Raw genomic sequence first — 23,660 nt, 5'->3', positions numbered from 1 at the left:
TGCTCAACACACGGGTCGGAAGGAGCGTTGAGCCGGCCCGCGCCGCGTCAGCGCGTTCATCGTGATCTGGATGGTGACGCTGCTGGTCGGGATGAAGATGTGCTCGACCAGTTCGTTCGGGCACACGTTCTGGAGGGTGACGTTGGTGGCGATCCGACCCCGGCCGTTGCGCTTGAGGTAGCCGGAGGTGTGCGGGACGACCACCTGGTCGTAGCGGGTGGTGATCTGGGTGTAGCTCACGTTGCCGGGGGTCTCGTCGCCCCGGTTCAGCCGACGCAGGAAGGGCGAACCGGCCGACTGCTGCAGGCACGCCTTGCAGAGCAGACCGAGGGCCAGGTCGGAGATCGGGTTGCTGTCGCCGGTGACGGCCGTCCCGTGGTTGGAGGGTGCGATGCCGACGAGGTCATCGACCTTCTTCTTCCCGCCGAGGAACTTGATGTAGTAGCGCGGCATCATGCCGCCCTGGGAGTGGCCGACCATGGAGACCTTCTTGGCTCCGGTGGAACGCAGGACCCGGTTGGTGAACGTCTTCAACTGCCGGGCGGACTTCGCGATTCCCCCGGTGCCGCGGTTGCCGTAGTCCAGGGAGTAGACGCAGAAGCCCGCTCCGCTGATCGCGGCGGAGAGCCCCTCGAGGAGGTTCTTCCGGTCACCGAAGGTGCCGTGGACCAGGATCACCGGGGTCGGTCGCTTCTTCGTCGCCTTGCAGGACCAGTTGTTGGCTCCCGGCGGGTCCCCCGCCGGTGAGGTCGGGAAGGGCAGCAGAGGCCCATTCGCGGTCCGGGCCACCGCAGGAGCCGGCGGCGAGGCCGCCGCAGGGACGGTGAGGGCACCGGTGATCGTGAGAGCGGCAAGGGCCAGGGCAGCGAGAAGGGAGCGCATGATGCGCTAACGATGCCCTGTGATGACGATCACCGCCAGAGGTCGCACACCCCGTGGACACCCTCTGGCCGGCGGCCTTGCGGCACTCAGGGTTCCTTGCAGACTACGGTGTCCGACGGCTTGTAGACGGTGGTGAACTTCTCGGTGCGTTCCAGCGCGCTCTGACCGGCCTCGCGGAAGTAGCGGAACACATCGATCGTGAACCCGCCGTAGCCGGTGTTCGGCGTACATCCCGGGGTCTTCAGCGTGCGCGAGCCCGGCTCGGTGAAGCTGCGCCGCGGGGACTCGTCGGTGGTGATGTCCCAGATCTTGGTCGAATACATCGACACGTTGAGCTCACCCTGACCTCCCGGCGAGGCCGGTGCGACCGTGGCCTGGACCAGGACGCCGTACGGCGTGTCGTTCTCGAAGCGCATGTCCAGGGCGCCGAAGGCCACCGTCGCCTCGCGGCCGACGGGGTATCGGTCGATGTAGAGCGAGTGGGGTTTGTGCTCGATGTCCTTGAGTCCGGCGAAGAACATGCCGTTGAACAGCGTGGTCGCCAGTTGCGAGACCCCACCGCCGAGGTCCTCGGTGAAGATCCCGTCGCTGATGATGAAGCCCTCGGTGAAGCCGTTCTCGCGGGTCCGCTCCCCCACGATGTCGTTCATCGAGAAGATCTCACCGGGCTTGAGCACGGTGCCGTTGACCAGTTCTGCCGCGCGTCCGATGTTGATGTTCCGGTACTCCGCGTAGGGGAAGAACGTCGAGAACGACGAGACCTGCTCACGGATCTTGAGCGCGCGGGCGTCCTTGGTGGTGAAGTCGGCCTGATCGACCACGGCCTCCACCTCGACCACACGGTCCCCCTCGGCGCGGGTGACGAGGTCCAAGAAGGTCGCCGCGACCGCGTCGGGTTCGAAGGTGACGCCCGGCTTGGCGGGGATGACCTTCGGTTTGCCGTCCACGATCGCCACCGTCGCATCGACGGGGGCTCCGGCGTTGCTGGTCGCGGACTCCACCAGGGTGGTCAACTCGGCCTGGTCCACGCGGGGTTCGAGCCGGCCATCGACCGGTTCCAGGCTCAGGGCAGGGGCGTACTGGCGCGGGTCGAGCTTGATGGGCGACTTGTCGAACATCAGCGTCACCGGACCGGACAGGGCTGGATTGGCGAAGTCGTCGACGGCGGTGCGTACGTCCTTGTCATCGATCTCGGGGGCGATCTCGACCAGCGGCAGCGTCGCGGTGTCCTTCGGTTCCGAGAGGTACGCCGCGATCACGGCTTCGCGTGCTGCCACCGTGTCGACGGATTGGCCGACCCGGGCCTTGGTCTCCTGGACCCGGCCCTTGCTCAGATCGACGGCCCCGTCCCGGGGAGCCGACTCAGCCGGTGCCGCCGCCTCGGCCAACGCCGCGTCGAGTCGACTCTGGTCGATATCGACGACGGCGTCGAGATCATCGCCGCCGGTGTAGTAGTCCCACAGCCGGCTCGGGTTCCAGGTGCGGCCGCCGCCGGCCTCAGCGACCGACGCGGTGTAGTCCACCGAGAGGCCGGATCGCGCCGGCATCAACTCCGCCGTCTTCTTCCCGACCGCCACGGAGATCTTGGCGGAGTCCCGGACCGAGAGCGCGTCCTGGAGGGCGGCGGCAGCGTCGGCGGGGGTCTTTCCGCCCACGCTGATGCCTTCGATGGTCGTGCCGCGAGGGACCTTGTCGCCTGCGGCGTAGTAGGCGGCGGCGTACCCGCCACCCACCAGCAGCGCGAGTCCGAGGACGATCCCTATCACCAGGCGACCGCCGGGGCGCTCGCGTTTGTCGTCGTCCCGAGTGGTGCCGGACTTCTTGGGGTTCTGGCTCACGGCGCCATCGTAGGAAAGGATTCCTGGGATTCCGCATCGGCAGGCGAATCGGATGACGATCTGGCTGGGGATCTCTCTGGGGATCCGTCCCGGGACCGGGGCGGCACGGTGGCCAGCGCCGCCACCACCGAGACCAGGGCCGTCAGGAGTAGCAGGTACCCCGTCACGCCTCCGGCCACGAGATAGTCACCGGACGGTCGGGGCACGGTGAAGGCGCCCACCGCAGCGGACCACCCCAGCGCGAACCCGACCCGGGGTCCGCCCGCGGGCAGCGCCCGCACGGTGACGATCACGCTGATGATGGCCAGAGGCAGGCCCCACACGGTGTCGTGCACCAGCGTGGCCGCGGTGCCGATGGTCGCCCCACCGGGGAGGAGCAGTACCCCGATGACCAGACGCGTCATCCTCCCGGGAGCCGACCGTGCCATCGCGATTACAGGCCGGCGAAGAGGTCGGTCTCGAGGCCGTTCTCGTTCAACGGACCGCGCTCACCCTTGGCGATCCGGAAGTACTCGATGCCCCAGGCGGTGTTGCCCACGTTGTTCGACAGCGCGAAGAACGGTCCGTCGGTGGTGATCTGGGTGGCGTGGGCGGCCAGGGCGGACATCTTGGCCTCCACGTGGTCCAGGGCGTCGACCTCGGCGGCGAGGTTCTCGTCGGCGGTGATGAAGGGGGGCAGCGGGCCGTCGGGGTCCATCCCCTCGAAGGAGGTGGTGTCGCCGGCCTCGCGCATCGCGCGTAGACCCTGCCTCATCCGGCTCTCTGACATGGCGCCCCAGTAGATCTTGGCGATGTCCCAGGACTCCCCCAGGTCGGGGCGGAACGTGGGCACCGCGGCCAGGGACGCGGCGTACGTCGCCACCCGGTGGGCCTGGATGTGGTCGGGGTGTCCGTAGCCACCGAAGTCGTCGTAGGTGACCAGGACCTGGGGCTGGATCTCGCGGATGATCGCCACGAGATGCACGGCAGCCTCGGTGAGGTCGGCCAGCCAGAAGGCGTTGTCCGGGACGTTCTCCGCCAGTACGGCGTGCCCGTCCTCGTGCCAGGCCATGCCTGAGTCGTGGTAGGTCCCGAACCCGCCCAGGAAGCGGTGGTCGGTGACCCCGAGGGCCTTCATGGCGTTGGCCAACTCGACCTGACGTTCCTCGCCCAGCCCGCCGTCACGGTCCTTCGCGAGGTGTTCCAGGTCGGGGACGAGAATCTCGCCCATCTCGCCTGCCGTGCAGGTGACCAGGGTGACCCCACGTCCGTCGGCGACGTACTTCGCCATCGTGGCGCCCTGCCCGATGGACTCGTCGTCGGGGTGGGCGTGGACCAGGAGCATCCGATGCTCGGGTTGCGTCATGGGCCACAGCCTAGTGAGGCTCACCCACCGCCCGTTTCCGGGCGCGTGGGTGAGCCTCAGGATGGACCCAGGGGTAGCGGCTAACCTCGCCCGCTGCTGGACCGTGCCCGCCGCGACACCGAGTCGATGGCCACGGCGAGCAGGAGCACCGCACCGGTCACCATGAATCGCACCGAGGAATCGACCCCGATCAGGTTCAGACCGTTCTGGATCGCGAGCAGCACCAGGATCCCGAGCATCGCCGAGTACGCCGAGCCGCGACCACCGAACAGGCTGGTGCCGCCGATGACCGCAGCCGCGATCGCGGTGAGGTTGGTGTCGGTGGTGCCGCTGCTCTGCGACACCGAGGTGAGCTGGGCGGCGGCGAGGATCCCGCCGATCGCGGCCAGGGTCGAGCACCCGACGAAGACCGACACGTAGATTCGCGTCACCTTGATGCCCGAACGGCGAGCCGCTTCCTCGTTGCCGCCTACGGCGAACACATGGCGACCCCAGCGGGTCCGACGCAGGGCGAAGTCCATGAGCACCACCAGGGCGGCGAAGAACAACCAGAGGTAGCTCCAGCCGCGGGCGATGTTGAGGTAGTAGGTCAGGTAACCCAGACCGGCGGTGAGCAGGCCGGCCTTGATGAGGATCGAGGCAATCGACGGAGCGCTGAGCTCGACCTTCAGACGGGTCTTGCGGCCCCAGAGGTTCGAGGCCAGGAAGACCGCACCGATCAGGGCCACCAACAGGTACGACGCCGTCCCGGTGAGGAACTTGAAGCGGGCGAAGTCGAGCAGCCAGCTGTCCGAGGGCAGGTTGATGGTGCCGTCGGTGCCCAGCACGTAGAGCAGGACTCCTTGGAAGGCCAGCAGGCCGGCGAGGGAGAACACGAAGCTCGGCACGCCGAGTTTGGTGTAGAGGAAGGCGTAGACCAGTCCGACCACGACGCCGACCAGGATGCCTGCGCCGATTCCGAGGATCAGGGCTTGCCCGCTGTTCACGACCTGCACCGCCATGACTGCCGCGGAGGCGCCGCTGACGGAGCCGACCGAGAGGTCGATCTCCCCGAGCAGCAGGACCAGCACGATGCCGAGGGCGATGATCCCGATCGGCGCCGCGAACTGGGTGATGGTGACCAGGTTGCGTGAGGAGAGGAAGACCGGCTCTTTGGCGTAGAAGACGATGCTGATCGCGATCAGTCCGAAGACCACCGGGAGGCTTCCGAGGTCCCCGCCCTTCAGCCGGGCCACGAAGGACTTCAGCAGGGCCGTCGGACCGCTCTCGAGCGTGATCAGACGTTCGTCCTGACGGTCCGCCGCCACCCTGGACGTCGTGCTGTCGGTGTCAACCACGGTCGTTCTCCTTGCCACGGGCAGCAGCCCTGCTGGCCACCACGTTGTCGGATGCGCCGGTGATCGCGGCCACCAGATCGGTGGTGCTCACGTCCTCGGTGCGGAACTCGGCCGAGTTGCGACCCAGCCGCATCACCACGATGCGGTCGGAGACCGCTTGGACGTCAGCCATGTTGTGGCTGATCAAGATGACCGCCAGCCCGTTCTCCCGAAGCCGCTCGATGAGGTTGAGCACCTCAGCGGTCTGGGCGACACCCAGCGCAGCGGTCGGCTCGTCGAGCATCACGACCGAGGGATTGCCGACCAGCGAACGGGCGATGGCCACCGTCTGACGCTGTCCGCCCGAGAGTCCTGCGATCGGAATCCGGACGGAGGGGATCTTGGCCGAGAGGCTGCGCAGCAACTTCCACGACGCGACCTCCATCTCCACCTCGTTGATGACGCCGTTGGTCAGGTGTTCTTGACCGAGGAAGAGGTTGGCGACCACGTCGAGGTTGTCGCACAGAGCGAGGTCCTGGAAGACCGTCGCGATGCCGAGGTCCTGGGCCTGACGCGGCCCGGCGACCTTGACCCGGCGCCCGGAGAGTTCGATCTCGCCGCCGTCGGGCTGATAGACGCCCGAGATGACCTTGACCAGCGTCGACTTCCCGGCGCCGTTGTCCCCCACCAGGGCGACGACCTCGCCGGCTGCGACGTCGAGGTGCACATCGGTCAGTGCCTGGACGGCACCGAACCGTTTGTTGATCCCGGTGAGGGAGAGCACGCTCTCCTTCACCGGCGCCGCCACGCGGTGAGGGGCGGTGGTCACTGGAGTCCGGCCGCTTTGCAGGCGTCGGCGTAGGCGGCGGTGCAGATGTCCTCGACGGTGTAGAAACCGTCGGCGATGACGGTGTCGTTGACGTTGTCCTGCGTGACCGCGGTCGGGGTGAAGATGTAGGACGTCACGCCCTGGAAGTCCGACTGCTCGATGCCGGTGTCCGACGTGGTCGCGACGTCCTCACCGGTGGCCAGAGCGACGGCGACCTCGGCCGCGGTGTTGGCCTCGATCGGGATGGGCTTGTAGATCGTGACGGCCTGCTCGCCGGCAACGATGCGCTGCACCCCGGCGAGTTCGGCGTCCTGACCGGTGATCGGCGGCAGGTCGGCGGCCTTGACGCCGGCACCGAGGAGGGCCGCGACGACGCCCCCTGCCTGGCCGTCGTTGGCGGCGTACACGCCGTCGATGTTCTTGGCACCGAACTTGCTGACCTGGTCGGTGACGTAGGTCTGGGCGTTCTCCGGGCTCCAATCGGGGTTGTCGTACTCCTTGGTGAGGAGCTCGAGCCCGGAGTTGTCGATGACCTCATGGGCCCCGGCCTTGAACTGCGCCGCATTCGGGTCGCTGGGGGCGCCGTTGAGCATCAGAATTCCACCGGTGTCGCCCATCGCGCTGACCAGAGCGTCGCCCTGCATCATCCCCACGGTGTTGTTGTCGAAGGACATGTAGTAGTCGGCGCCTTCGATGAAGCGGTCGTAGGCGATGACCTTCGCGCCACTGGCCTGGGCGTCGGCGACCATGCCGCCGGCGCCGTCTCCGTTGACGGGGTCCAGCACGACGACCTTCGCGCCCTTGGTGATGGCTGAGGCGACCTGCTGCTGCTGCTTGGCCTCATCCTGGTCGGCGTTGTAGTAGTCGATCACGCAATCGCTGCACAGCTCGGCGACCTTCGCCTCGAACAGCGGCTTGTCGAACGCCTCGTAGCGTGTGGTCTTCGACTCCGGCAGGAGGAGGGCGATGGACGGGCCGTCGCCTCCAGACGCCGCGTTGTCGTCACTGTTGCTCGAGGTGTCGTTGGCGCCACAGGCCGCGAGGCCCCCGACTCCGATGATGGCCGCGGCGCTGATCGTGGCGATCCGCTTCAGGGGTGTGGACACGTTGTTCTCCTTGGTGTGGACGAGGTTCTAAGCGAGGTTTGGGTCGGTGGCCGTGCTGAGCGACCACCGTGGTGATCCGAGAAGAAGTGTTCACCGTCACGCCTTTGTCGTCAAGAGTTGAAGGAAAACAGTTCCGAAAAACTTTATCTGGCTCGTTTGCCGTCAACACTTGACTGTTACGGCGAGCAGCGGGCAATCTTCAGCCATGCCCCCTACACAAGCCTTCCCGGCCTCACCCGGGTCGACGGCGACTCTGCGCACGGTTAACCAGCGCCGTGTGCTGGACGTCCTGCGCCACGCAGACGACGCCTTCACCCAGGCCGAGCTGGCTCGCGAGACGGGCCTGGCGCCGGCAACGGTGTCCAATATCGTGCGGGCCCTCGTCGCGCACGGTCTCGTCGCAACCTCACCCGGCAGCGGACGGCGCGGCTCCGCCGTCCGCATCTCCTCCGATGCCGGGGTGGTCTGCGGGATCGACTTCGGCCACAGCCATGTCGCGGTCGCTCTGGGCGACCTCACGGGCACGGTCCTGGCCGAGGACCGTCGTGAACTCGCGACCGGCACCCACCACTCCGAGGCGATCGCCCTCGCGCGTCGGATGCTCGATGGGCTGAACGAATCGCGTGCGACGCTGCGCCACGTCGGCTTGGGCCTTCCTGCTCCGATCATCCACAACGTGGTGGGATCGTCCGCGATCTTCCCGGGATGGGAGGGGATCGATGCGCGTGAGGCTGCGGAGGACCAGTTCGGTGTGCCTGCGGTGGTCGAGAACGACGCCAATCTCGGTGCGATCGCTGAGCATCGCCGAGGGGTCGGCCGCGGACACGACAGCTCGGTCTTCGTGAAGATCTCCTCGGGCGTGGGCGCCGGGATCATCATCGACAATGAACTCGTGCACGGATCTGGTGGAACCGCTGGCGAGATCGGTCACCTCACCCTCGACGAACAGGGACCGCTGTGCCGCTGTGGTGGACGCGGCTGTCTTGAAGCCTATTCCTCCACAGAACCTCTTCTGGCGATGATGGCCGCCCAGTTGCCCGGCGCTCAGCTGGAGGATGTCGTTCAAGCCGCCCGCAACGGCAACGTGGCCGCTCAACGCGCTTTCGAGGACGCCGGCCTCCACTTGGGATGGGGTTTGGCCAGCATCGTCAATCTCCTCAATCCCGCCATCGTCGTCATCGGTGGCGACATGGCACGCGCTGGCGAGCTGCTGCTCGAATCAGCCCGGATCGGCCTGCGTCGGCATGCCCTCGATTCGGTGGCCCTGACGCCGGTGCTGGCCTCCGAGCTCCGTGAACGGGCCAGCCTCGTGGGGGCGGTTCTGCTTGCCGCTCAACACACTGAACTCCCGGTGGCTCCCGGGGTGAACTGACGGCGTGGGGAAGCTCAGTCGCTGCGCTTGATCCGCTTCGGCGCCACCGGCAGGGGCGGAAGGACCAGAGGCTCCACCGGCTCGGGCTCCTCGCGGTCCAACCAACCGTCGAACTCATCGACCAGGGTCTCCAGGACGAAGTCGGGGGCGTCGCTGAGCACCGCCCACGGGTGGTCCTCGTCGTCGTCCTCGCCCTGGAGCCGCTCGCGGACCATGGCGGCGTCGTAGCCGTCGCGTTGGAGCCGGCGTACGGCGGCCCGGGCATGGGCCTCTTCGAAGAAGATCGCGCGCGCCTCACTCATCGATGGCCCCAGCCGTCGCTCATGGCGGTCCGTAGCTGTGGGAGGAAGGGCCGGTCGGAGTCCAGCCAGTCGACGTCATCGAGTTCGTCGAGCGCCAGCCACACGAGGCGATCGTGCTCGATCGGTTCCGGCTCACCGTCCGCCTCGACGACCGCGACGCGGAGCTCGAGGTCCTCGCTGATCGGAACGGCCCCGTCGAGCCACCCGAGGACCGTCGCGGTGATCCCCAACTCCTCTTTCAGTTCTCGAGCCAGCGCCTCGGCGGGGGACTCCCCCGCCTCCACCTTCCCGCCCGGCAGTTCCCAACGGCCGGCGAGAGCGGGAGGGGAGGTACGCCGCGCCGCCAGGACACGGCCCTGGCGCACCAGGGCGGCTCCCACCACACAGCGGCGGTCCTCGGAACTGATCACCGCGCCAGCCTAGAGCCCGGCCGGAGCCACTGCTCTACCGTGCTGCCTGTGGAGCCTGTGGAACCAGTGGAGCCGACCAGCCAACCCGTGCACCTGCGCCGGACCGAGGAGAACGTCGCCGATGCCGACGCCCTCCACCATCTCCTGTCGGCCACCGGCCACGGCGGTGGCCGGATCGAGATCGGCTCCCTCCTCACCGATCTCAATCGGCAGGGGCGTGCGGCATGCGCTCCGGGGCGAGCCGTCGACTCAGCGATCGGGTTCGACGAGGCCGACACCGGCGATCCTCGATGGTGGCCCCAGGGGGTGACCACTTCGGCGGACGCCTCGGCCGACGAGCGAATCGCGGGGCGCCGCATCGTGGCGGTGGCGTGGTACGCCAAGGAACACCCCGACGACCCCGACGATCTGGCGGGCGGCCAGGGGGTGCGCATCACCCTCCTCGACCTCGACACCCTGCGCTATCGACACGTTCTGGTGGTCCTCCCCGAAACCATCGAGGGTGAACTCACGCTGCAACCGCTACGGGTGCACGCCGGCGGCATCGTCATGTGCGGCCCCTACCTCCACATCGCCGCCACGGCTCGCGGCTTCTTCACCTGTCGACTGGAGGACCTGATGCGGGTCCCCGACGACCTGCAGGGAGCGGCTGACACGGTCGGCATCGCGAACGGTCGAGTCTCCACGGCGGGCTACCGCTACGTGCTTCCCGTCCGGTTCGCCTACCGCGCCTTCGTCCGGGACGGCGAGGAGAAGTTGCGCTACTCCTTCCTCTCCCTGGACCGGGCCAGCGAGCCGCCGCAGATCGTGGCCGGCGAATACGCGCGTGGGTCGAGGACCCGGCGACTGGCCCGCTACGACCTCGACCCGGAGACCCTGCTCCTGTCCACCGGCGCCGACGACGAAGCCCATCCGGTGTCGCTGGGCCAGGGGGTTGCTCAGATGCAGGGAGCCGTCATCGCTCGCGGCCGCTGGTTCGTCACCGTCTCGCAGGGGCCATGGACCCCGGGGTCGGTGTACGTCGGCTCGCCCGGCGCGCTGACCCGTCACCGGTTCGCCACTCCGATGGGGCCCGAGGACATCAGCTACTGGCCCTCGACCGACCGGTTGTGGTCGGTGACCGAGCATCCGGGTCGGCGCTGGATCTTTTCGATGAAGCGGTCCTGGTTCGACTGATCAGCGAGGTGCCAGAGCCAGCTGACGCGATTGCGCGACCAGCCGACCAGCGGAGTCCCAGACCTCGCAGTCCTCCTCGAACATGCCGCCTGCGAGGTTCCGGGTGGCGTGACGGACCTTGAGCCACCCGGGCGCGGGCTTGGCGCGGACGTGGGTGGTCAGTTCCAGCGTCGGTGCCCAGCCCATCTGTCCGAGGTTGAAGGTCACGGGAGGTAGGGCGTCGAGCACCATCAACAGCTGCACGGGGTCGGGCTCGCGGCCATCGGCCATCCGGAACCAGCAGCTGAGTTCGCCCTTGCCGCTCGGCTTCCCGACCGCCCATCCGATGTCGGCGGCAGGAAACCGCATGTCGAAGCGGCTCATGATCGGTGGGGACTGATCGCGCACCTCCGGCGGCGCCATGGCGGTCGAGAAGCACTCCTCGACCGGCGGGAGGTCGAACTCCTCGGCGGTGGTGAGCACCTCGCCCTCCGAGCGATCCAGGTCGCCGTACGTCGCCAACACGGTGACGCGGGCCTGGCCCTCCTGGCTCAACTCCGCCGCGACGGTGGCGAACCGGCCACCCTCGCGGCGTACGTCGACGCTGATCTGGGCCGGCCCGGGTTTCCCCGGAGACAGGTAGTAGGCGCTCATCGTGATGGGGTCGGGCTTGCCCGGCAACGCTTTGCTGATCGCGTTGCCGAGCACGGCCAACTGGTAGCCGCCGTTGACCGCGCCGCCGACCAGCCACCCCTCGGACAGGTGTGCCGCGTAGGCCCCGTCGCGGTCGGTCACCGTGATGTCGTTGTCGAACTCGTAGGTCATGGCGTCACTCTAGGACCGAACCATGACAGTGTCATGGTCGATGCGGAGTGGCGTCGCTCACTCGGCGGCGACCACTACGGCGTAGGAGCCGATTCCGATCAGTCGGGACCCGGGCACCTCGGCCACATTGCCGTCGGTCAGCAGCAGGGACGTGATGGTTCCGTTGGCGGGGTCGAAGTCGACGTCCTTGATCGTGCCCAACTCGTCACCGGCGTTGTCCAGCACCATCTTGCCCAGGATCCGACGATCCTTGGCCGCCAGCACCTCGACCTCTTCGGTGTGTTCGGCGAGCTTGTCCTCGGCGGCGACGGTGACCGCATCGGTCCCGAAGGAGGTGATGTTGGCCCATGCCAGACCACTCGCCTCGTGGGTCTTCTTCAGCTCCAGGGCCACGACGGACTTGGTGGCGGGATCGACGACCAACCGGTCGACCTTGCCCACGGTGTCGGCCGTCGAGGTGCTGACCACCTTGCGGCCCTTGGCCTCGCTGAACCTCATTCGCCGGCTCCCTTCAACTGGGCCCGGAAGTCGTCCACAGCGGCTCCGAAACCGGCCAGGTCCGACCGGACGAACTCGGTGGCCGACTCGGGCACCATCAGGTGCTCACCGGACGCGGCGAGAGTGTCGGGCAGCGGCAGCAGCACCTTGGTTCCGTGGTTGCCCAACGCCTCGGAGGGGTCGATCTCGTAGCCGACGACGTCGCAGTGTTCGCTTCCCGGGCTGATCTCGATGATGACGTCCACCACCTTGCCCAGGTCGGTGCCGGTGTCGGTCAGGACCCGGGAACCCAGGATGTTTCCACCCGATCCTCCCGAGGCGGCCGAGGCCGCGATGACGTCGTCCTTGGCCATCAATGATGTCTCGTCGGCGACCATGGCCGCGTGCGACCCCAGGGCCACGACCTGTTCCCAGGCGAGCGCCTCGCTCTTGGGTCCGGAGAAGCGACCGCGTCCGGCCAGGGTGAAACCGCCCACGGCTCCCCCGCCGGCGGCGTACACGATGTCCTTGATCTGGGCGATGTCCTCACCGGCCATCGTGACCACGGGGCGCTTGGAGACCTCGCTGGTGCGCATCAGCCTGCTCATGGTGCCTCACCGTTCGAAGGGCCGTGGGAGGACGACGCGTCAGCGATGATGACCCCGCCTCGGCGACGACGCGCCTGGATGGCGAGCACCGCCACGAGCAGTACGACGATCGCCACAGCGACCACGATCAACCAGCCCCACCAGTCCATGAACGGCACTCTCCTCCACTGTGGCCCACGAGGATGTGGGCCGTCTCCCAAGCGTAGTCCGCTCGGTCCCTACTGGTACCCCGTCGACGCGGGAATCACGCAACCGGACGGTCTGGTCCAGACCACGGCGGCCTACTTCAGGGACCCACCCGGCGTGATCTCCCCGTCGTTCTGCAGCGCCGCACGGAAACTCGGCGTCGCCTGCAGCGCCACGATGTCGGCCGGCATCTCGATACCCGCCTCGTCCAGGGCGGCCTTGACCGCGGTGATCGCCTCGTGAGTCAACAGCCGGCTCTCGTGCTGCCGCGGATCGGCCCAGAACCTGGCCTCGAGGTCGACGGTCGACACGTTGAGTTGGTCGACGAGAGCCTCGGGTGCGGGTTCGGTCGCGACTCCCGACACTGCCACGAGCGCCTCACGGACGACGCGGCAGGCCTCGGCGGCGTCGTTCTCATAGGCCACCCCGACGATGAAGGAGATCCGACGCTGCTCGTAGTGGGTCTGGACGCGGATGACGCTCTTGTAGACGTCCCGGTTGGGAATGAGGATCAGTTGGCCGTCGTAGGTCTTGATCCTGGTCTCGCGGATGGTGATGGCCTGCACGGTGCCCGTCTGGCCCTGCACCTCTATCTGATCTCCGGCGGTGAACGGCTGACGGAAGAGCATCAGGACACCCGACAAGGTGTTCTCGAGGATGTCCTGGAAGGCGAACCCCACCGCGAGGGAGAAGAAACCCAACCCGGCCAGCAGGTCGACTGGCTTGACCGAGGGGAAGACCACCGTGATCGCGCTCAACACCGCCAGGGTCCCGACCAGTGATCCCACCAGCTTGCTCATCACGGTGGCGAAGCTCGTCGTGTGGTTGCGGCAGAGCCACCGCCGACTTCCCCACCGCAGCGCCCGGCCCAGGGCCAGGCCCACGATGATGATGACGACGGCGACGGCAAGCCGAGGCAGTGCCCGGACCAGCGAACCGCCCATCGACTCGACGGAGTCGGACAGCGTGTCGCTGACGTCGGCGGCACGCATCAGCCACGTGGTGGTGTTCATCAAGGACTCCCCTGTCGTCGGACAGGTTCAGTACCCACCAGGGTGAGGATCAACCTCGCCCCGGTCCCTCAGCGGCCTCGTTGACGATTCCGTCAGCGGTCGCCGGCCAGCAGTGTTTCGAGGGTCAGTTCGGGGTGGTCGCGCTCCACGACGCTGATCCGCCACTTGTCGGGCGCCAGCACCATCAGGGTGCCGTCGGCGCGTGAGAGCACCTCCAGGCCGCGGATCGAGTTGAGTTCCTCCGCCGACTCCGCGTCCGTACGCCGCGCGAGACCGTAACCCAGTCGCTCTAGGCGGATCGGGGCTCCGAACTCGGCCTCCATCCGGGCCTGAGCCACCTCGAACTGCATCGGACCGACGGCCGCCAGGACCGGTGACTGGTTGCCTCGCAGGTCCGACCGCAGCACCTGCACGACCCCCTCTGCGTCGAGTTGGTCCATTCCCTTGCGGAACTGCTTGAACCGCCCGGCATCGGTCGAACTCGCGACCGCGAAGTGCTCGGGAGCGAAGGTGGCGATGGGCGGGAACGAGACCGCCTCGTTGAGGTAGATCGTGTCGCCGACCATCAGGGCGTTGGCGTTGACCAGGCCGATGATGTCTCCGGGGTAGGCGGTGTCGAGGACCGAACGCTCCCGCCCGAAGAGGGCCTGGGCGTACTTCGTGGCGAACGGGCGGCCGCTCTGGGCGTGCGTGGCGACCATGCCGCGCTCGAAGACCCCGGAGCAGACCCGGGCGAAGGCGACGCGGTCTCGGTGGTTGACGTTCATCCCGGCCTGCACCTTGAACACGAAGGCGCTGAACGGGGCGTCGACCTCACGGATCTCGGAGGGGCGCCCGTCGGCGTCCTCCTTGCCGTGGTGGAACGGTGGTGGTGACGGGGCGAGTTCGACGAGGGTCTCGAGGATGGCCGCGACCCCGAAGTTGGAGATGGCCGAGGCGAACAGGACCGGGGTCGTGAAGCCGGCGAGGAACATCTCCTGGTCGTGGTTGGACCCGTCGGAGGCGAGCAGTTCGGCCTCCTCGACCGCCGTGTCCCAGGCCTCTCCCTCCTTCGCCGCAGCGGCCTCGGCGTCCATCCGCCGCTCCGGGGCCCGGGTGGCCCCACCGGCGGTGCGGGTGTAGGCGACGTACTGACCGGTGCGTCGCTCCAGGACACCGCGGAAGTCGCCCGAGATGCCGACCGGCCAGGTCAACGGGGTGGGTTGGAGTTGGATCTCGTTCTCGATCTCCTCCATCAACTCCAGCGCATCGAGGCCGGGGCGGTCCCACTTGTTGATGACCGTGATGACGGGGATGCCCCGGGCCTTGCAGACCCGGAAGAGTTTGAGGGTCTGGGGTTCGAGGCCCTTGGCGGCGTCGACGAGCATCACGGCAGCGTCGACGGCGGACAGGACGCGGTAGGTGTCCTCGGAGAAGTCGGAGTGACCGGGGGTGTCGACCAGGTTGATCACGTGCTCGCCGTAGGCGAACTGCAGCGCCGCGGAGGTGATGGAGATCCCGCGAGCCTTCTCCATCTCCATCCAGTCCGAGACCGTCGAGCGACGACCCGACTTCCCGTGGACGGCGCCGGCCTCGGTGATCACCTGGGCGTGGAGGGCCAGGGCCTCGGTCAGCGTCGACTTTCCCGCGTCGGGGTGGCTGATCACCGCGAAGGTACGCCGACGCGCGGCTTGGCGAGCCACCTCGCCTTGCGCCCGGCTCGGCCCAGGGGTGGTTGCGGGGCTGGGCGAGGTATCAGGGTCGGTCACAACAGTTCAGTCTACGAGCCGGCGCCCGGATCGCTGATCTCCCGGTCGCGCCCATTACTCTTCCCGCTGTGGGCACACCAGCAGATCGACCCGAACCGGAACTCGAAGAGGCCTTTGATCGGTTGGTCGAAGAGGGGCGCGAACGTCTGGATCGACCTCTCCTCGCCCTGGTCTCCACCGGACTTCTCGGCGGGATAGACGTGGGCTTCGGCGTCTTGGCCTACCTCATCGTCAAGGAGCTCACCGACAACGTGGTCCTGGCCGGGCTGGCGTTCTCGATCGGCTTCGTCGGCCTCCTCCTCGCCCGCAGCGAACTGTTCACCGAGAACTTCCTGGTGCCGGTCACCGCCGTGGCCGCTCGCAGCGGTTCGGTGCGGGGCCTGGCCCGCCTGTGGAGCATCACGCTGGCCGCCAATCTGATCGGCGGCGCGTTCATCATGTTCATCGTGATCACCGCCCGACCGGATCTGAAGGCAACGGCCTCCGAGGTCGGCCTGCACTACGCCGAGCTCGGGGTCAACGCGGAGAGTTTCGCTCTGGCCGTCCTCGCAGGAGCCGTGATCACCCTGATGACGCGGATGCAGCACGCCACCGAGAGTTTGGGCGTCCAGCTGGTGCCCGCCGTTCTGTTCGGGGCGCTGCTGGCGGGCGGCGAACTGTTCCACTGCGTGCTGGATTCGTTGTTCATGTTCGGCGCGATCTTCGCCGGCGCCGATATCTCGGTGGGCATGTTCGCCGGCGCCCTCGGCTGGTCGCTGCTCGGGAACATGGTCGGCGGCATCGGCCTGGTCACCGGGATCCGTCTGCTGCGCGTGCCGCGTCGCCTGGAGGAAGCCAGGGAGCACCCGGATTCCGGTGCGCGTGAGACCTGACAGGCTGAGGCCATGAGTATCCAACGTGTCGTACCCGTGCTGACGGTCTCCGACATCGCCTCCGCGACCACCGAACACGTAGGTGTCTTGGGCCTTGAGGTCGTGATGGACCTGGGGTGGGTCGTGACGTTGGCGGACGGGTCGGGCCACCAACTCACCTTGGTCACCCGGGACGCCTCCGCGCCGGTCAATCCGAATGTCTCGGTCGGACTCGACGACATCGCAGCCGTCGAGGCGTCGTACCGCAGCGCGGTCGAGCAGGACCTCGAGATCGTCCACCCGCTCACGGAGGAGGAGTGGGGGGTCACGCGGTTCTTCTATCGCGACAGTGGCGGCTCGGTGATCAACGTGGTGGCGCACCGCTGACCGACCCCTCTCCTCCCCCTCTCCAGGTCCTCGACGCCATGAGGCAGGCTGAGCGTCGTGAGTGACTCTCGGGCGGCATCGCTGCCTCTCCTGCCCGCAGTGGCCTTCATCCTGGTGTGGTCCTCGGGGTACATCGCCGGGCCCGCCGGTGTCGAGGCGGTGGCACCGTTCAGCCTGCTGGGGGTCCGCTTCACCCTGGCCGCGATCCTCATGATCGGCCTCGCGCGGTGGTTGCGCGGACCGCTTCGAATCGACCGACGCAACCTGACCCGGGTCTGCGGGGTCGGGCTGATGATGAACGCCCTGCAGTTCGGCCTGATGTACGTCGCCTTCGACGCCGGCCTCGGGGCGACGCTCGGCGCCCTGTTCCACTCCCTCAGCCCGGTGCTGACCGCCATCCTGGCCGGAGTGCTGCTGCGCGAGCGGCTGACCCGGGTGCAGGTCGGCGGATTCGTCCTGGGGGTGATGGGCGTCCTGTTGGTCCTCGGACCCGAGGTCGACGCGGCCGGCGGCACCCTGGGGGTCGTCATGGCCAGCCTGAGCGTGTTGACGCTGAGCCTGGGGTCCCTGGGTCAACGGTGGATCTCTTCTGGACCCGACCCCCTGTGGGCGGCCGCCATCCAGTTCGCGGTCTCCGCTCCCCCGCTGGTCGCACTCGGATTGATCCTGGAGGGAACCTCTCCGGTGATCAAACCCGGCCAGGCACTGGTCGTCGTGCTCTACCTGGCGATCATCAACTCGATCATCGGACTCCTGCTCCTAGGGATCCTGATGCGCTCGGGCGGTGGTGGCGCCTCCTCCAGCGTGTTCTTCCTGATGCCGCCGGTGACGGCCGTGCTGGCTTTCGTGTGTTTTGGCGACACCCTGAATCTGCGTGAGCTGGCCGGCTTGGTCATCACCGTGATCGGGGTCGGGATCGCCACCCGGACGAGGCGAGTTCTGAAGCATTCGTCCCCCGTCCCGTAGTCGGCGGCCTACCCCACCTTGCGTCCGACGGCGGACCTCGCCACCGCGGAAAGCGTGAAGGCGCCTGGAGGCGAGCCGACCCGTTCGAACATCGCGGCCTGCAGCGCCGTACGACGATCATCGGTCAGCCCCGCGCAATACGCCCCCGCCGCGGCGTCCCAGAAGTGGCGCAGCATCTCCATCTCCTGCTCGGAGTCCCACACGCAGGCCGCTGCCACTCCCCCAGGCCGGACGACGCGGTAGAACTCGCTGGCCGCTTGAGCGGGGTCGCCCACGAAGTGCCACACCAACTGCGACAGCACCCGATCGAACGAGCCGTTGGGGTACGGCAGGGCCTCCGCGGATCCCGACCGGACCTGAACCCCCGGACACCGCTTGGAGCACTCGTCCACGAACGGCGGCGAGGGGTCGCACGCCAGCACCGACGTGGGACCGAGAAGGTCCGCAAGCACGCTGGTCAGGGCGCCCGGACCACACCCGACATCGAGCGCCGTCTGGCCCGGCCGCACGTCGGCCGCGTCGGCGAACAGCTCCGCCAAGGGGAATGCGTACCGACCCATGAACGCGTCGTACGCCGCGCCGGAGGTGTTGAACGACCGCCCGTCGCCAACCGTGTTCACGGCTTACCCCTGTCCGTCGGTCCCTGAGCCGAGGCCGGCCACTTCGAGAGTGATCTCATCTGAGGACCCTGTCAACGGTTCGCGCTCGGGGTCTCGGCCGGACCAGTCCATCGAGGGCGGAAGTGGTGCCTGACCCCCGGCTTTCGCATCCTCGGCTAGGTTGGTCTCAAGAGTCAGACCCCACTGATTCTCGGATCGAGATCATCGGTCGACATGACCGCCCAGACCCCGCGGCCTAGATGGGTTTGAGGGAGTATGGCGTCTGAGAACACGTTGTCCGTCGTTCTGAGCGAGTTCGCGCGCACTCTGGTCACCGACTTTCCCATCCAAGGCATCTTGGACCACCTGGTGACGCGCATCGTCGACATCCTGCCCATCGACGCGGCCGGGGTCTCACTGATCACCACCACCTTGGAGCCACGGATCATCGCCGGCTCCGATGAATCGGCGGTGCGGTACGAACAACTGCAGACCGACCTCGCGGAGGGCCCGTGTCTGGCCGCATATCGCACGGACACCGCCATCTCCATCCCCGATCTGACCAAGGACGACCAGTTCCCCCGATTCGCCGAGGGCGCTGTCAAGGAAGGACTGGTGGCGGTTTTCACCTTCCCGCTACGGAACGGTGGCCGGTGTCTTGGCGCTCTCGACCTGTACCGCACGGAGCCCGGCGCGCTCGACGCTCAGGACCTGGCGACCGCCCAGACCCTGGCGGATGTCACGACCGGCTATCTGCTGAACTCCGAGGCCAGACTGGCCATGACCAAGTTCGTAGCCACGGTCAGCCATGAACTGCGCACCCCGATGACCAGCATCGCGGGGTACGTCGAACTTCTCCAGGAGGAGACAGCGGGACCGCTGAACCCTGCGCAGAAGACCTTCATGGGGGCCATCCACCGAAACAGCGTGCGGCTCACCGCGCTGGCCGACGATCTGTTGACCGTCTCCAGCCTGGACTCCCCGGTGGGTCATGAGTACGTTCTGGTGAATCTGGTCAACGTGGTCAACGAGGCTCGCGCCACGCTTGAGCCGCAGATCGCCAAGAAGTCTCTTGCGGTGGTCTTCGAGGTTTCCCCTGATCCGGTACTTGTTCAAGGTGACGCCTCGAGACTCGAGGCCATCGTGACCAATCTGGTCAGCAACGCCATCAAGTTCACCGACGACGGCGGCTGGGTGCGCTGCACGTTGCGAGCAGTCGACGGCAATGCCCGCATCGAGGTCAGCGACAACGGTTTGGGTATCCCCTTCGAGGAACAACAAGACCTGTTCACCCGGTTCTTCCGGTCCTCGTCCGCGCAGAAGCGTTCCATCCAGGGGACCGGTCTGGGTCTGACCATCGTCCACTCCATCGTGCAGAACCACGGTGGCGAGATCTCGGTCGTCTCGGAGCATCTCGAGGGCTCCTCGTTCACCGTGAATCTGCCGCTGTACAGCGCCTAGCGCCACCGGGAGCTTCGCCCAGCGGGTTGTGTGGCTGAGGCCCGCGTCTGGCTCGGCGTCAGGCACACAACCCATCTGGGGAGCTTCACACGTTGAAGCGGAACTCCACGACGTCACCGTCGGCCATCACGTAGTCCTTGCCCTCCATGCGGACCTTGCCGGCCTCCTTGGCCTTCTGCATGGACCCGGTGGACATCAGGTCGTCGAAGGAGACGATCTCGGCCTTGATGAAGCCGCGCTGGAAGTCGGTGTGGATGACGCCAGCGGCCTCGGGGGCGGTGGCGCCCTTCTTCACCGTCCAGGCGCGGGACTCCTTGGGACCGGCGGTGAGGTAGGTCTGCAGGCCGAGGGTGTCGAACCCGACGCGGGCCAGCACATCGAGACCCGGCTCCTCGACGCCCATCTCGGTCAACATCTCGCGAGCCTCGTCGTCATCGCCGAGTTCGACGAGGTCGGACTCGAACTTCGCGTCGAGGAAGATCGCCTCGGCCGGGGCGACGAGTTCCTGCATCTTCGCCTTGAGGGCGTCGTCGTGGAGTTCGTCGGCGTCGCAGTTGAAGACGAAGATGAACGGCTTCGCGGTCAGCAGGGACAGCTCGCGGATCGCCTCGCGGTCGACCTTCGTGGAGCTGATCGGCGTACCGGCCTCGAGGTGGCCCAGCGCCTCGCGGGTGGCGTCGAGCGTGGCGGCCATCGCCTTGTTGCTGCGGGCCTCCTTCTCCATCCGCGGAATCGCCTTCTCCACGGTCTGCAGGTCGGCCAGGATCAACTCGGTCTGGATGGTGGAGATGTCGTTGCCGGGGTTCACCTCGCCGTCGACGTGGGTCACGTCCTCGTCGCGGAACACGCGGGTCACCTGGCAGATCGCCGAGGACTCCCGGATGTGGGAGAGGAACTTGTTGCCCAGTCCCTCACCCTCCGAAGCACCCTTGACGATGCCGGCGATGTCCACGAACTCCACCGTTGCCGGCAGGATCTTGGCCGAGCCGAAGACCTCCGCGAGCTTCGGCAGGCGTGCGTCGGGTACGCCGACCACCCCGACGTTGGGCTCGATCGTCGCGAACGGATAGTTCGCCGCGAGCACGTCGTTCTTGGTCAGAGCGTTGAAAAGGGTCGACTTGCCCGCATTGGGGAGACCGACGATTCCGATGGTGAGTGCCACGGGCCGCGAGTCTACGGAGCCCACTCGGAGGTCACGAATCGTCGCGTGGGCGTCGGCTCTCCGAAGGGTGACCGGCGAACCAGCGGCAACCCGCTTCACCCCAAATGTCAGAATCACTGTGCTCCCCATCACACGACGGGGCGCCCATCAGGACGACCGCTCGGAGGCGACCGTGACCGACTTGGCCCGGAACGAGACCACCACCGATGACAGCAGAGAGATGGAGCTCTCCAGTCCGCTGGATCTGCTGCTCTCCGACGCCACCCGTGGCCCTCTGCGACGCTTCGTGCCCGGCATGTCCGGCATCCGGTTCACCGGCGCCCTGGCCCGCCGCCCCCGCAAGGTCGTCGGACGCACCGCTGGTCTGGCCGCCGAACTGACCCGCATCACCCTGGGCCGCTCCTCCCTGGAGCCGCACGAGAAGGACCGTCGGTTCGCCGACGAGGCCTGGATGAAGAACCCGATCCTGCACCGCACGCTCCAGTCGTACCTCGCGACGGGGGCAGCCGCTCGGGGACTGCTCAGCGACGCCAGCCTCGGATGGGGAGACGCCCAGCGTATGGGCTTCATCGTCGACAATCTGGTGGAGGCCGCGGCACCGAGTAACAACCCGTTCGTCAACCCCCGAGTCCTCAAGCGAGTCATCGACACCGGGGGCGGCAACCTGGTGGAGGGCGGTCGCCGTCTGGTGCGCGATTTCGCCACCGCTCCGCGGGTGCCGTCGATGGTCGAACCGGACGCCTTCGAAGTGGGCAGCGACATCGCTGTGACCCCGGGCGAGGTCGTCCTTCGAACCGACGTCTTCGAGCTGATCCAGTACACCCCGTCGACCTCCAAGGTGCGGTCGGTGCCGCTGCTGATCGTGCCGCCGACGATCAACAAGTACTACATCGTCGACCTGGCACCCGACCGCAGCATGGTGGAGAACTTCGTGGCCGCGGGCCAGCAGGTCTACTGCATCTCCTGGCGCAACCCCGACACCCGTCACGCCGCGTGGGATCTCGACACATACTCCCGAGCGATCCTCGAGGCCATGGACGCCGCGCAGTCCATCTCGCGACAGGATCAGATCGCCCTCCTGGGCATCTGTTCCGGCGGCATGATCAGCACGATGCTGATGGCTCACCTCGCCGCCATCGGCGAACTCGACCGGGTCGCCGCGTTCAGTCTGGCCGTCACCGTGCTGGACCAGAACGAAGCCGGCCTGCCCAGTGCGCTGCTCTCCCACAAAGCGGCGGCCGCCTCCACCCGTGCCTCCGCCGAGAAGGGTTACCTCGACGGGCGTGCCCTGTCCGAGATCTTCGCCTGGCTACGGCCCAACGACCTGATCTGGAACTACTGGGTCAACAACTACCTGCTCGGTCACGCCCCGAAGGCCTTCGACATCCTGTTCTGGAACGCAGACTCGGTGCGGATGACCGCGGGGATGCACCGCGACTTCATGGACCTCGCCGTACGCAACGCGCTGACCCGGGCCGGGGAGAGTCGGGTGCTCGGCACCGACCTCGACCTCAGCAAGGTCGACGTCGACTCCTACATCGTGGCCGGTATCGCGGACCACCTGTGCCAGTGGCAGTCGTGCTACCGCACCACCCAGATGTTGGGCGGCACGAGCCGCTTCGTGCTCTCGACCAGCGGTCACATCGCCGCCATGGTCAATCCCCCGGGCAACCCGAAGGCCAGCTTCCAGACCACCGACCCCGGCCAGAACCCCTCCGAGGCGCAGGATTGGCTGGCCACGGCGACCAAGGTCAAGGGCACCTGGTGGGACGACTACACCCAGTGGCTGGGAGAGCGTTCGGGCCCCGAACGCAACAAGCCGACCCGGATGGGATCCGCCTCCTACGAACCCATCTGCCCGGCGCCCGGCACCTACGTGCACGACCGCTGATGGCCACCGTGACCCGCATCCGTGAAACCAGCACGCCCGACGAGGCGGCACCGGACCGGATCCGCACCATCTCGGTGAACGGGATCGCCGTCCGCATCTCCGAGCGCCCCGGCACCGGCGCCCGCACCAGCCAACCTCCGCTGCTGCTGTGCAACGGCATCGGGGTCAGCCTGGAGGCCCTGCAACCGCTGGTCGACTCCCTCGACCCCTCACGCGGGGTGGTCCGCTTCGACATACCCGGCGTGGGCGGGTCGCCCCTGCCACCACTGCCCTACTCGATGCCCGGGTTGGCGTGGTGGATAGGCGCGATGATGACCCGACTGGGTCATCCGACCTTCGACGTCCTCGGACTGTCGTGGGGCGGTGGCGTGGCCCAGCAACTGGCCTTCCAACATCGCAAGCGCGTACGCCGGGTGGTGCTGGCCGCGACCGGCACCGGGTCGCTGATGATCCCGGCTCATCCCAGGGTGCTGCGGATCATGCTCACCCCGCGCCGTCACCGCGACTCCGACTACGCGGCATCGGTCGCCTCCACGATCTACGGCGGCTCGATGCGGACCGACCCCTCACGCGGGGCCCGCCTCCTGCACGCGGCCACGCGTTCGGGTCCGCAACGCGGCTACTACCTGCAACTGCTCGCCGGCGCCGGATGGTCCAGCCTCCCGGGCCTGCCGTTCATCAAGCAGCCGGTGCTCGTCCTGGCCGGCGACGACGACCCGATCATCCCGCTGATCAACGGCAAGGTGATCGCCCGACTGGTGCCGAAGGCACGCCTGCACGTCTACCGCGGCGGCCATCTCGGCATCATCACCGAGAGCGACGAACTGGCCCCCGTCATCGAGAAGTTCCTCACCGAAGCCGACCCGACCGTCCCCAGCCCGCCCGTCGCAGAAACGGAACCCACCTCATGACCGACGACGCCAGCATCGAT

At 67.5% G+C, this 23,660-nt stretch carries 25 protein-coding genes; 8 read left to right on the top strand and 17 right to left on the bottom strand.

The annotated features are described in order from the left end of the window. Positions 1 to 3 precede the first annotated feature (3 nt). The 7 genes from ACYVLV_RS07905 to ACYVLV_RS07875 form a co-directional block, all read right to left on the bottom strand. Positions 4 to 882, bottom strand: a complete 879-nt coding sequence (locus ACYVLV_RS07905) for an esterase/lipase family protein (protein WP_460809005.1) — start codon at positions 880 to 882, stop codon at positions 4 to 6. A gap of 86 nt (positions 883 to 968) precedes the next feature. Further along, positions 969 to 2,720, bottom strand: coding sequence for a VanW family protein (locus tag ACYVLV_RS07900; protein ID WP_460809004.1), 1,752 nt, complete (start codon positions 2,718 to 2,720; stop codon positions 969 to 971). Then, positions 2,717 to 3,124 (bottom strand): hypothetical protein, encoded by a 408-nt coding sequence (locus tag ACYVLV_RS07895; protein WP_460809003.1) that lies wholly within the window; start codon positions 3,122 to 3,124, stop codon positions 2,717 to 2,719. The genes ACYVLV_RS07900 and ACYVLV_RS07895 overlap by 4 nt, the downstream gene beginning before the upstream one ends. A 29-nt stretch (positions 3,125 to 3,153) precedes the next feature. Further along, positions 3,154 to 4,065 carry an N-acetyl-1-D-myo-inositol-2-amino-2-deoxy-alpha-D-glucopyranoside deacetylase gene (gene mshB, locus ACYVLV_RS07890; protein WP_460809002.1) on the bottom strand — a complete coding sequence of 304 codons (912 nt, stop codon included), beginning with the start codon at positions 4,063 to 4,065 and terminating at the stop codon, positions 3,154 to 3,156. Positions 4,066 to 4,145: 80 nt separating this feature from the next. Further along, on the bottom strand, positions 4,146 to 5,402 hold the full coding sequence (locus ACYVLV_RS07885; protein WP_460809001.1) for a sugar ABC transporter permease: 1,257 nt from the start codon (positions 5,400 to 5,402) through the stop codon (positions 4,146 to 4,148). Beyond that, complete coding sequence (locus ACYVLV_RS07880) at positions 5,395 to 6,210, bottom strand: ATP-binding cassette domain-containing protein (RefSeq protein WP_460809000.1); 816 nt, start codon at positions 6,208 to 6,210, stop codon at positions 5,395 to 5,397. Before ACYVLV_RS07880 ends, ACYVLV_RS07885 begins: the two co-directional genes overlap by 8 nt. Beyond that, positions 6,207 to 7,316, bottom strand: a complete 1,110-nt coding sequence (locus ACYVLV_RS07875) for a substrate-binding domain-containing protein (RefSeq protein ID WP_460808999.1) — start codon at positions 7,314 to 7,316, stop codon at positions 6,207 to 6,209. The genes ACYVLV_RS07880 and ACYVLV_RS07875 overlap by 4 nt, the downstream gene beginning before the upstream one ends. A 205-nt stretch (positions 7,317 to 7,521) precedes the next feature. Here ACYVLV_RS07875 and ACYVLV_RS07870 point away from each other — a divergent pair, with 205 nt between their 5' ends. Continuing rightward, the gene (locus ACYVLV_RS07870; RefSeq protein ID WP_460808998.1) at positions 7,522 to 8,688 is read left to right on the top strand and encodes an ROK family protein; all 1,167 of its coding nucleotides are present in this window, start codon (positions 7,522 to 7,524) and stop codon (positions 8,686 to 8,688) included. A 14-nt stretch (positions 8,689 to 8,702) separates the two neighbouring features. On the opposite strand, the gene ACYVLV_RS07865 is transcribed toward ACYVLV_RS07870, so the two are convergent. Together ACYVLV_RS07865 and ACYVLV_RS07860 are read right to left on the bottom strand one after the other, a co-directional pair. After that, a complete protein-coding gene (locus ACYVLV_RS07865) occupies positions 8,703 to 8,990 on the bottom strand; it encodes a hypothetical protein (protein WP_460808997.1) in 288 nt (95 codons plus the stop codon). Further along, a complete protein-coding gene (locus tag ACYVLV_RS07860) occupies positions 8,987 to 9,400 on the bottom strand; it encodes a (deoxy)nucleoside triphosphate pyrophosphohydrolase (protein WP_460808996.1) in 414 nt (137 codons plus the stop codon). The genes ACYVLV_RS07865 and ACYVLV_RS07860 overlap by 4 nt, the downstream gene beginning before the upstream one ends. 48 nt (positions 9,401 to 9,448) lie before the next feature. Here ACYVLV_RS07860 and ACYVLV_RS07855 point away from each other — a divergent pair, with 48 nt between their 5' ends. After that, positions 9,449 to 10,576: a hypothetical protein gene (locus tag ACYVLV_RS07855; protein ID WP_460808995.1), complete on the top strand. Its 1,128-nt coding sequence runs from the start codon at positions 9,449 to 9,451 to the stop codon at positions 10,574 to 10,576. Here ACYVLV_RS07855 and ACYVLV_RS07850 read toward each other — a convergent pair whose 3' ends face one another. From ACYVLV_RS07850 to ACYVLV_RS07825, 6 genes are all read right to left on the bottom strand, one after another. After that, on the bottom strand, positions 10,577 to 11,380 hold the full coding sequence (locus ACYVLV_RS07850; protein WP_460808994.1) for a thioesterase family protein: 804 nt from the start codon (positions 11,378 to 11,380) through the stop codon (positions 10,577 to 10,579). Positions 11,381 to 11,437: 57 nt separating this feature from the next. Continuing rightward, complete coding sequence (locus ACYVLV_RS07845) at positions 11,438 to 11,878, bottom strand: PRC-barrel domain-containing protein (protein ID WP_460808993.1); 441 nt, start codon at positions 11,876 to 11,878, stop codon at positions 11,438 to 11,440. Beyond that, positions 11,875 to 12,465 (bottom strand): PRC-barrel domain-containing protein, encoded by a 591-nt coding sequence (locus tag ACYVLV_RS07840; protein WP_460808992.1) that lies wholly within the window; start codon positions 12,463 to 12,465, stop codon positions 11,875 to 11,877. The genes ACYVLV_RS07845 and ACYVLV_RS07840 overlap by 4 nt, the downstream gene beginning before the upstream one ends. Continuing rightward, positions 12,462 to 12,614 carry a hypothetical protein gene (locus ACYVLV_RS07835; protein WP_460808991.1) on the bottom strand — a complete coding sequence of 51 codons (153 nt, stop codon included), beginning with the start codon at positions 12,612 to 12,614 and terminating at the stop codon, positions 12,462 to 12,464. The genes ACYVLV_RS07840 and ACYVLV_RS07835 overlap by 4 nt, the downstream gene beginning before the upstream one ends. A gap of 132 nt (positions 12,615 to 12,746) precedes the next feature. Next, positions 12,747 to 13,664: a mechanosensitive ion channel family protein gene (locus ACYVLV_RS07830; RefSeq protein ID WP_460808990.1), complete on the bottom strand. Its 918-nt coding sequence runs from the start codon at positions 13,662 to 13,664 to the stop codon at positions 12,747 to 12,749. 92 nt (positions 13,665 to 13,756) lie between these two features. Next, a complete protein-coding gene (locus ACYVLV_RS07825; protein WP_460808989.1) occupies positions 13,757 to 15,412 on the bottom strand; it encodes a peptide chain release factor 3 in 1,656 nt (551 codons plus the stop codon). Positions 15,413 to 15,480: 68 nt separating this feature from the next. On the opposite strand from ACYVLV_RS07825, the gene ACYVLV_RS07820 reads away from it, so the two are divergent. Genes ACYVLV_RS07820 through ACYVLV_RS07810 form a run of 3 tightly spaced genes read left to right on the top strand, consistent with a single transcriptional unit; the run spans position 15,481 to position 17,616 of the window. After that, complete coding sequence (locus ACYVLV_RS07820; protein ID WP_460808988.1) at positions 15,481 to 16,284, top strand: formate/nitrite transporter family protein; 804 nt, start codon at positions 15,481 to 15,483, stop codon at positions 16,282 to 16,284. A 12-nt stretch (positions 16,285 to 16,296) separates the two neighbouring features. Continuing rightward, a complete protein-coding gene (locus tag ACYVLV_RS07815; protein WP_460808987.1) occupies positions 16,297 to 16,650 on the top strand; it encodes a VOC family protein in 354 nt (117 codons plus the stop codon). Positions 16,651 to 16,707: 57 nt separating this feature from the next. After that, positions 16,708 to 17,616, top strand: a complete 909-nt coding sequence (locus ACYVLV_RS07810; RefSeq protein ID WP_460808986.1) for a DMT family transporter — start codon at positions 16,708 to 16,710, stop codon at positions 17,614 to 17,616. 8 nt (positions 17,617 to 17,624) lie between these two features. Here ACYVLV_RS07810 and ACYVLV_RS07805 read toward each other — a convergent pair whose 3' ends face one another. Continuing rightward, the gene (locus tag ACYVLV_RS07805; RefSeq protein ID WP_460808985.1) at positions 17,625 to 18,236 is read right to left on the bottom strand and encodes a class I SAM-dependent methyltransferase; all 612 of its coding nucleotides are present in this window, start codon (positions 18,234 to 18,236) and stop codon (positions 17,625 to 17,627) included. A gap of 273 nt (positions 18,237 to 18,509) precedes the next feature. Between ACYVLV_RS07805 and ACYVLV_RS07800 the strand changes: the two genes are divergently transcribed. Then, on the top strand, positions 18,510 to 19,676 hold the full coding sequence (locus tag ACYVLV_RS07800; RefSeq protein ID WP_460808984.1) for a GAF domain-containing sensor histidine kinase: 1,167 nt from the start codon (positions 18,510 to 18,512) through the stop codon (positions 19,674 to 19,676). An 85-nt stretch (positions 19,677 to 19,761) separates the two neighbouring features. On the opposite strand, the gene ychF is transcribed toward ACYVLV_RS07800, so the two are convergent. Continuing rightward, positions 19,762 to 20,838, bottom strand: a complete 1,077-nt coding sequence (ychF, locus tag ACYVLV_RS07795) for a redox-regulated ATPase YchF (protein ID WP_460808983.1) — start codon at positions 20,836 to 20,838, stop codon at positions 19,762 to 19,764. Positions 20,839 to 21,010: 172 nt separating this feature from the next. Between ychF and ACYVLV_RS07790 the strand changes: the two genes are divergently transcribed. Together ACYVLV_RS07790 and phaZ are read left to right on the top strand one after the other, a co-directional pair. After that, a complete protein-coding gene (locus ACYVLV_RS07790; protein WP_460808982.1) occupies positions 21,011 to 22,729 on the top strand; it encodes a PHA/PHB synthase family protein in 1,719 nt (572 codons plus the stop codon). Beyond that, positions 22,729 to 23,640: a poly(3-hydroxyalkanoate) depolymerase gene (phaZ, locus tag ACYVLV_RS07785; protein ID WP_460808981.1), complete on the top strand. Its 912-nt coding sequence runs from the start codon at positions 22,729 to 22,731 to the stop codon at positions 23,638 to 23,640. The genes ACYVLV_RS07790 and phaZ overlap by 1 nt, the downstream gene beginning before the upstream one ends. Positions 23,641 to 23,660 lie beyond the last annotated feature (20 nt).

Source organism: Nocardioides salsibiostraticola (assembly GCF_054783655.1).
The sequence above is the reverse complement of the archived record's forward strand: the minus strand, read 5'-3'. Positions and strand labels throughout refer to the sequence as shown.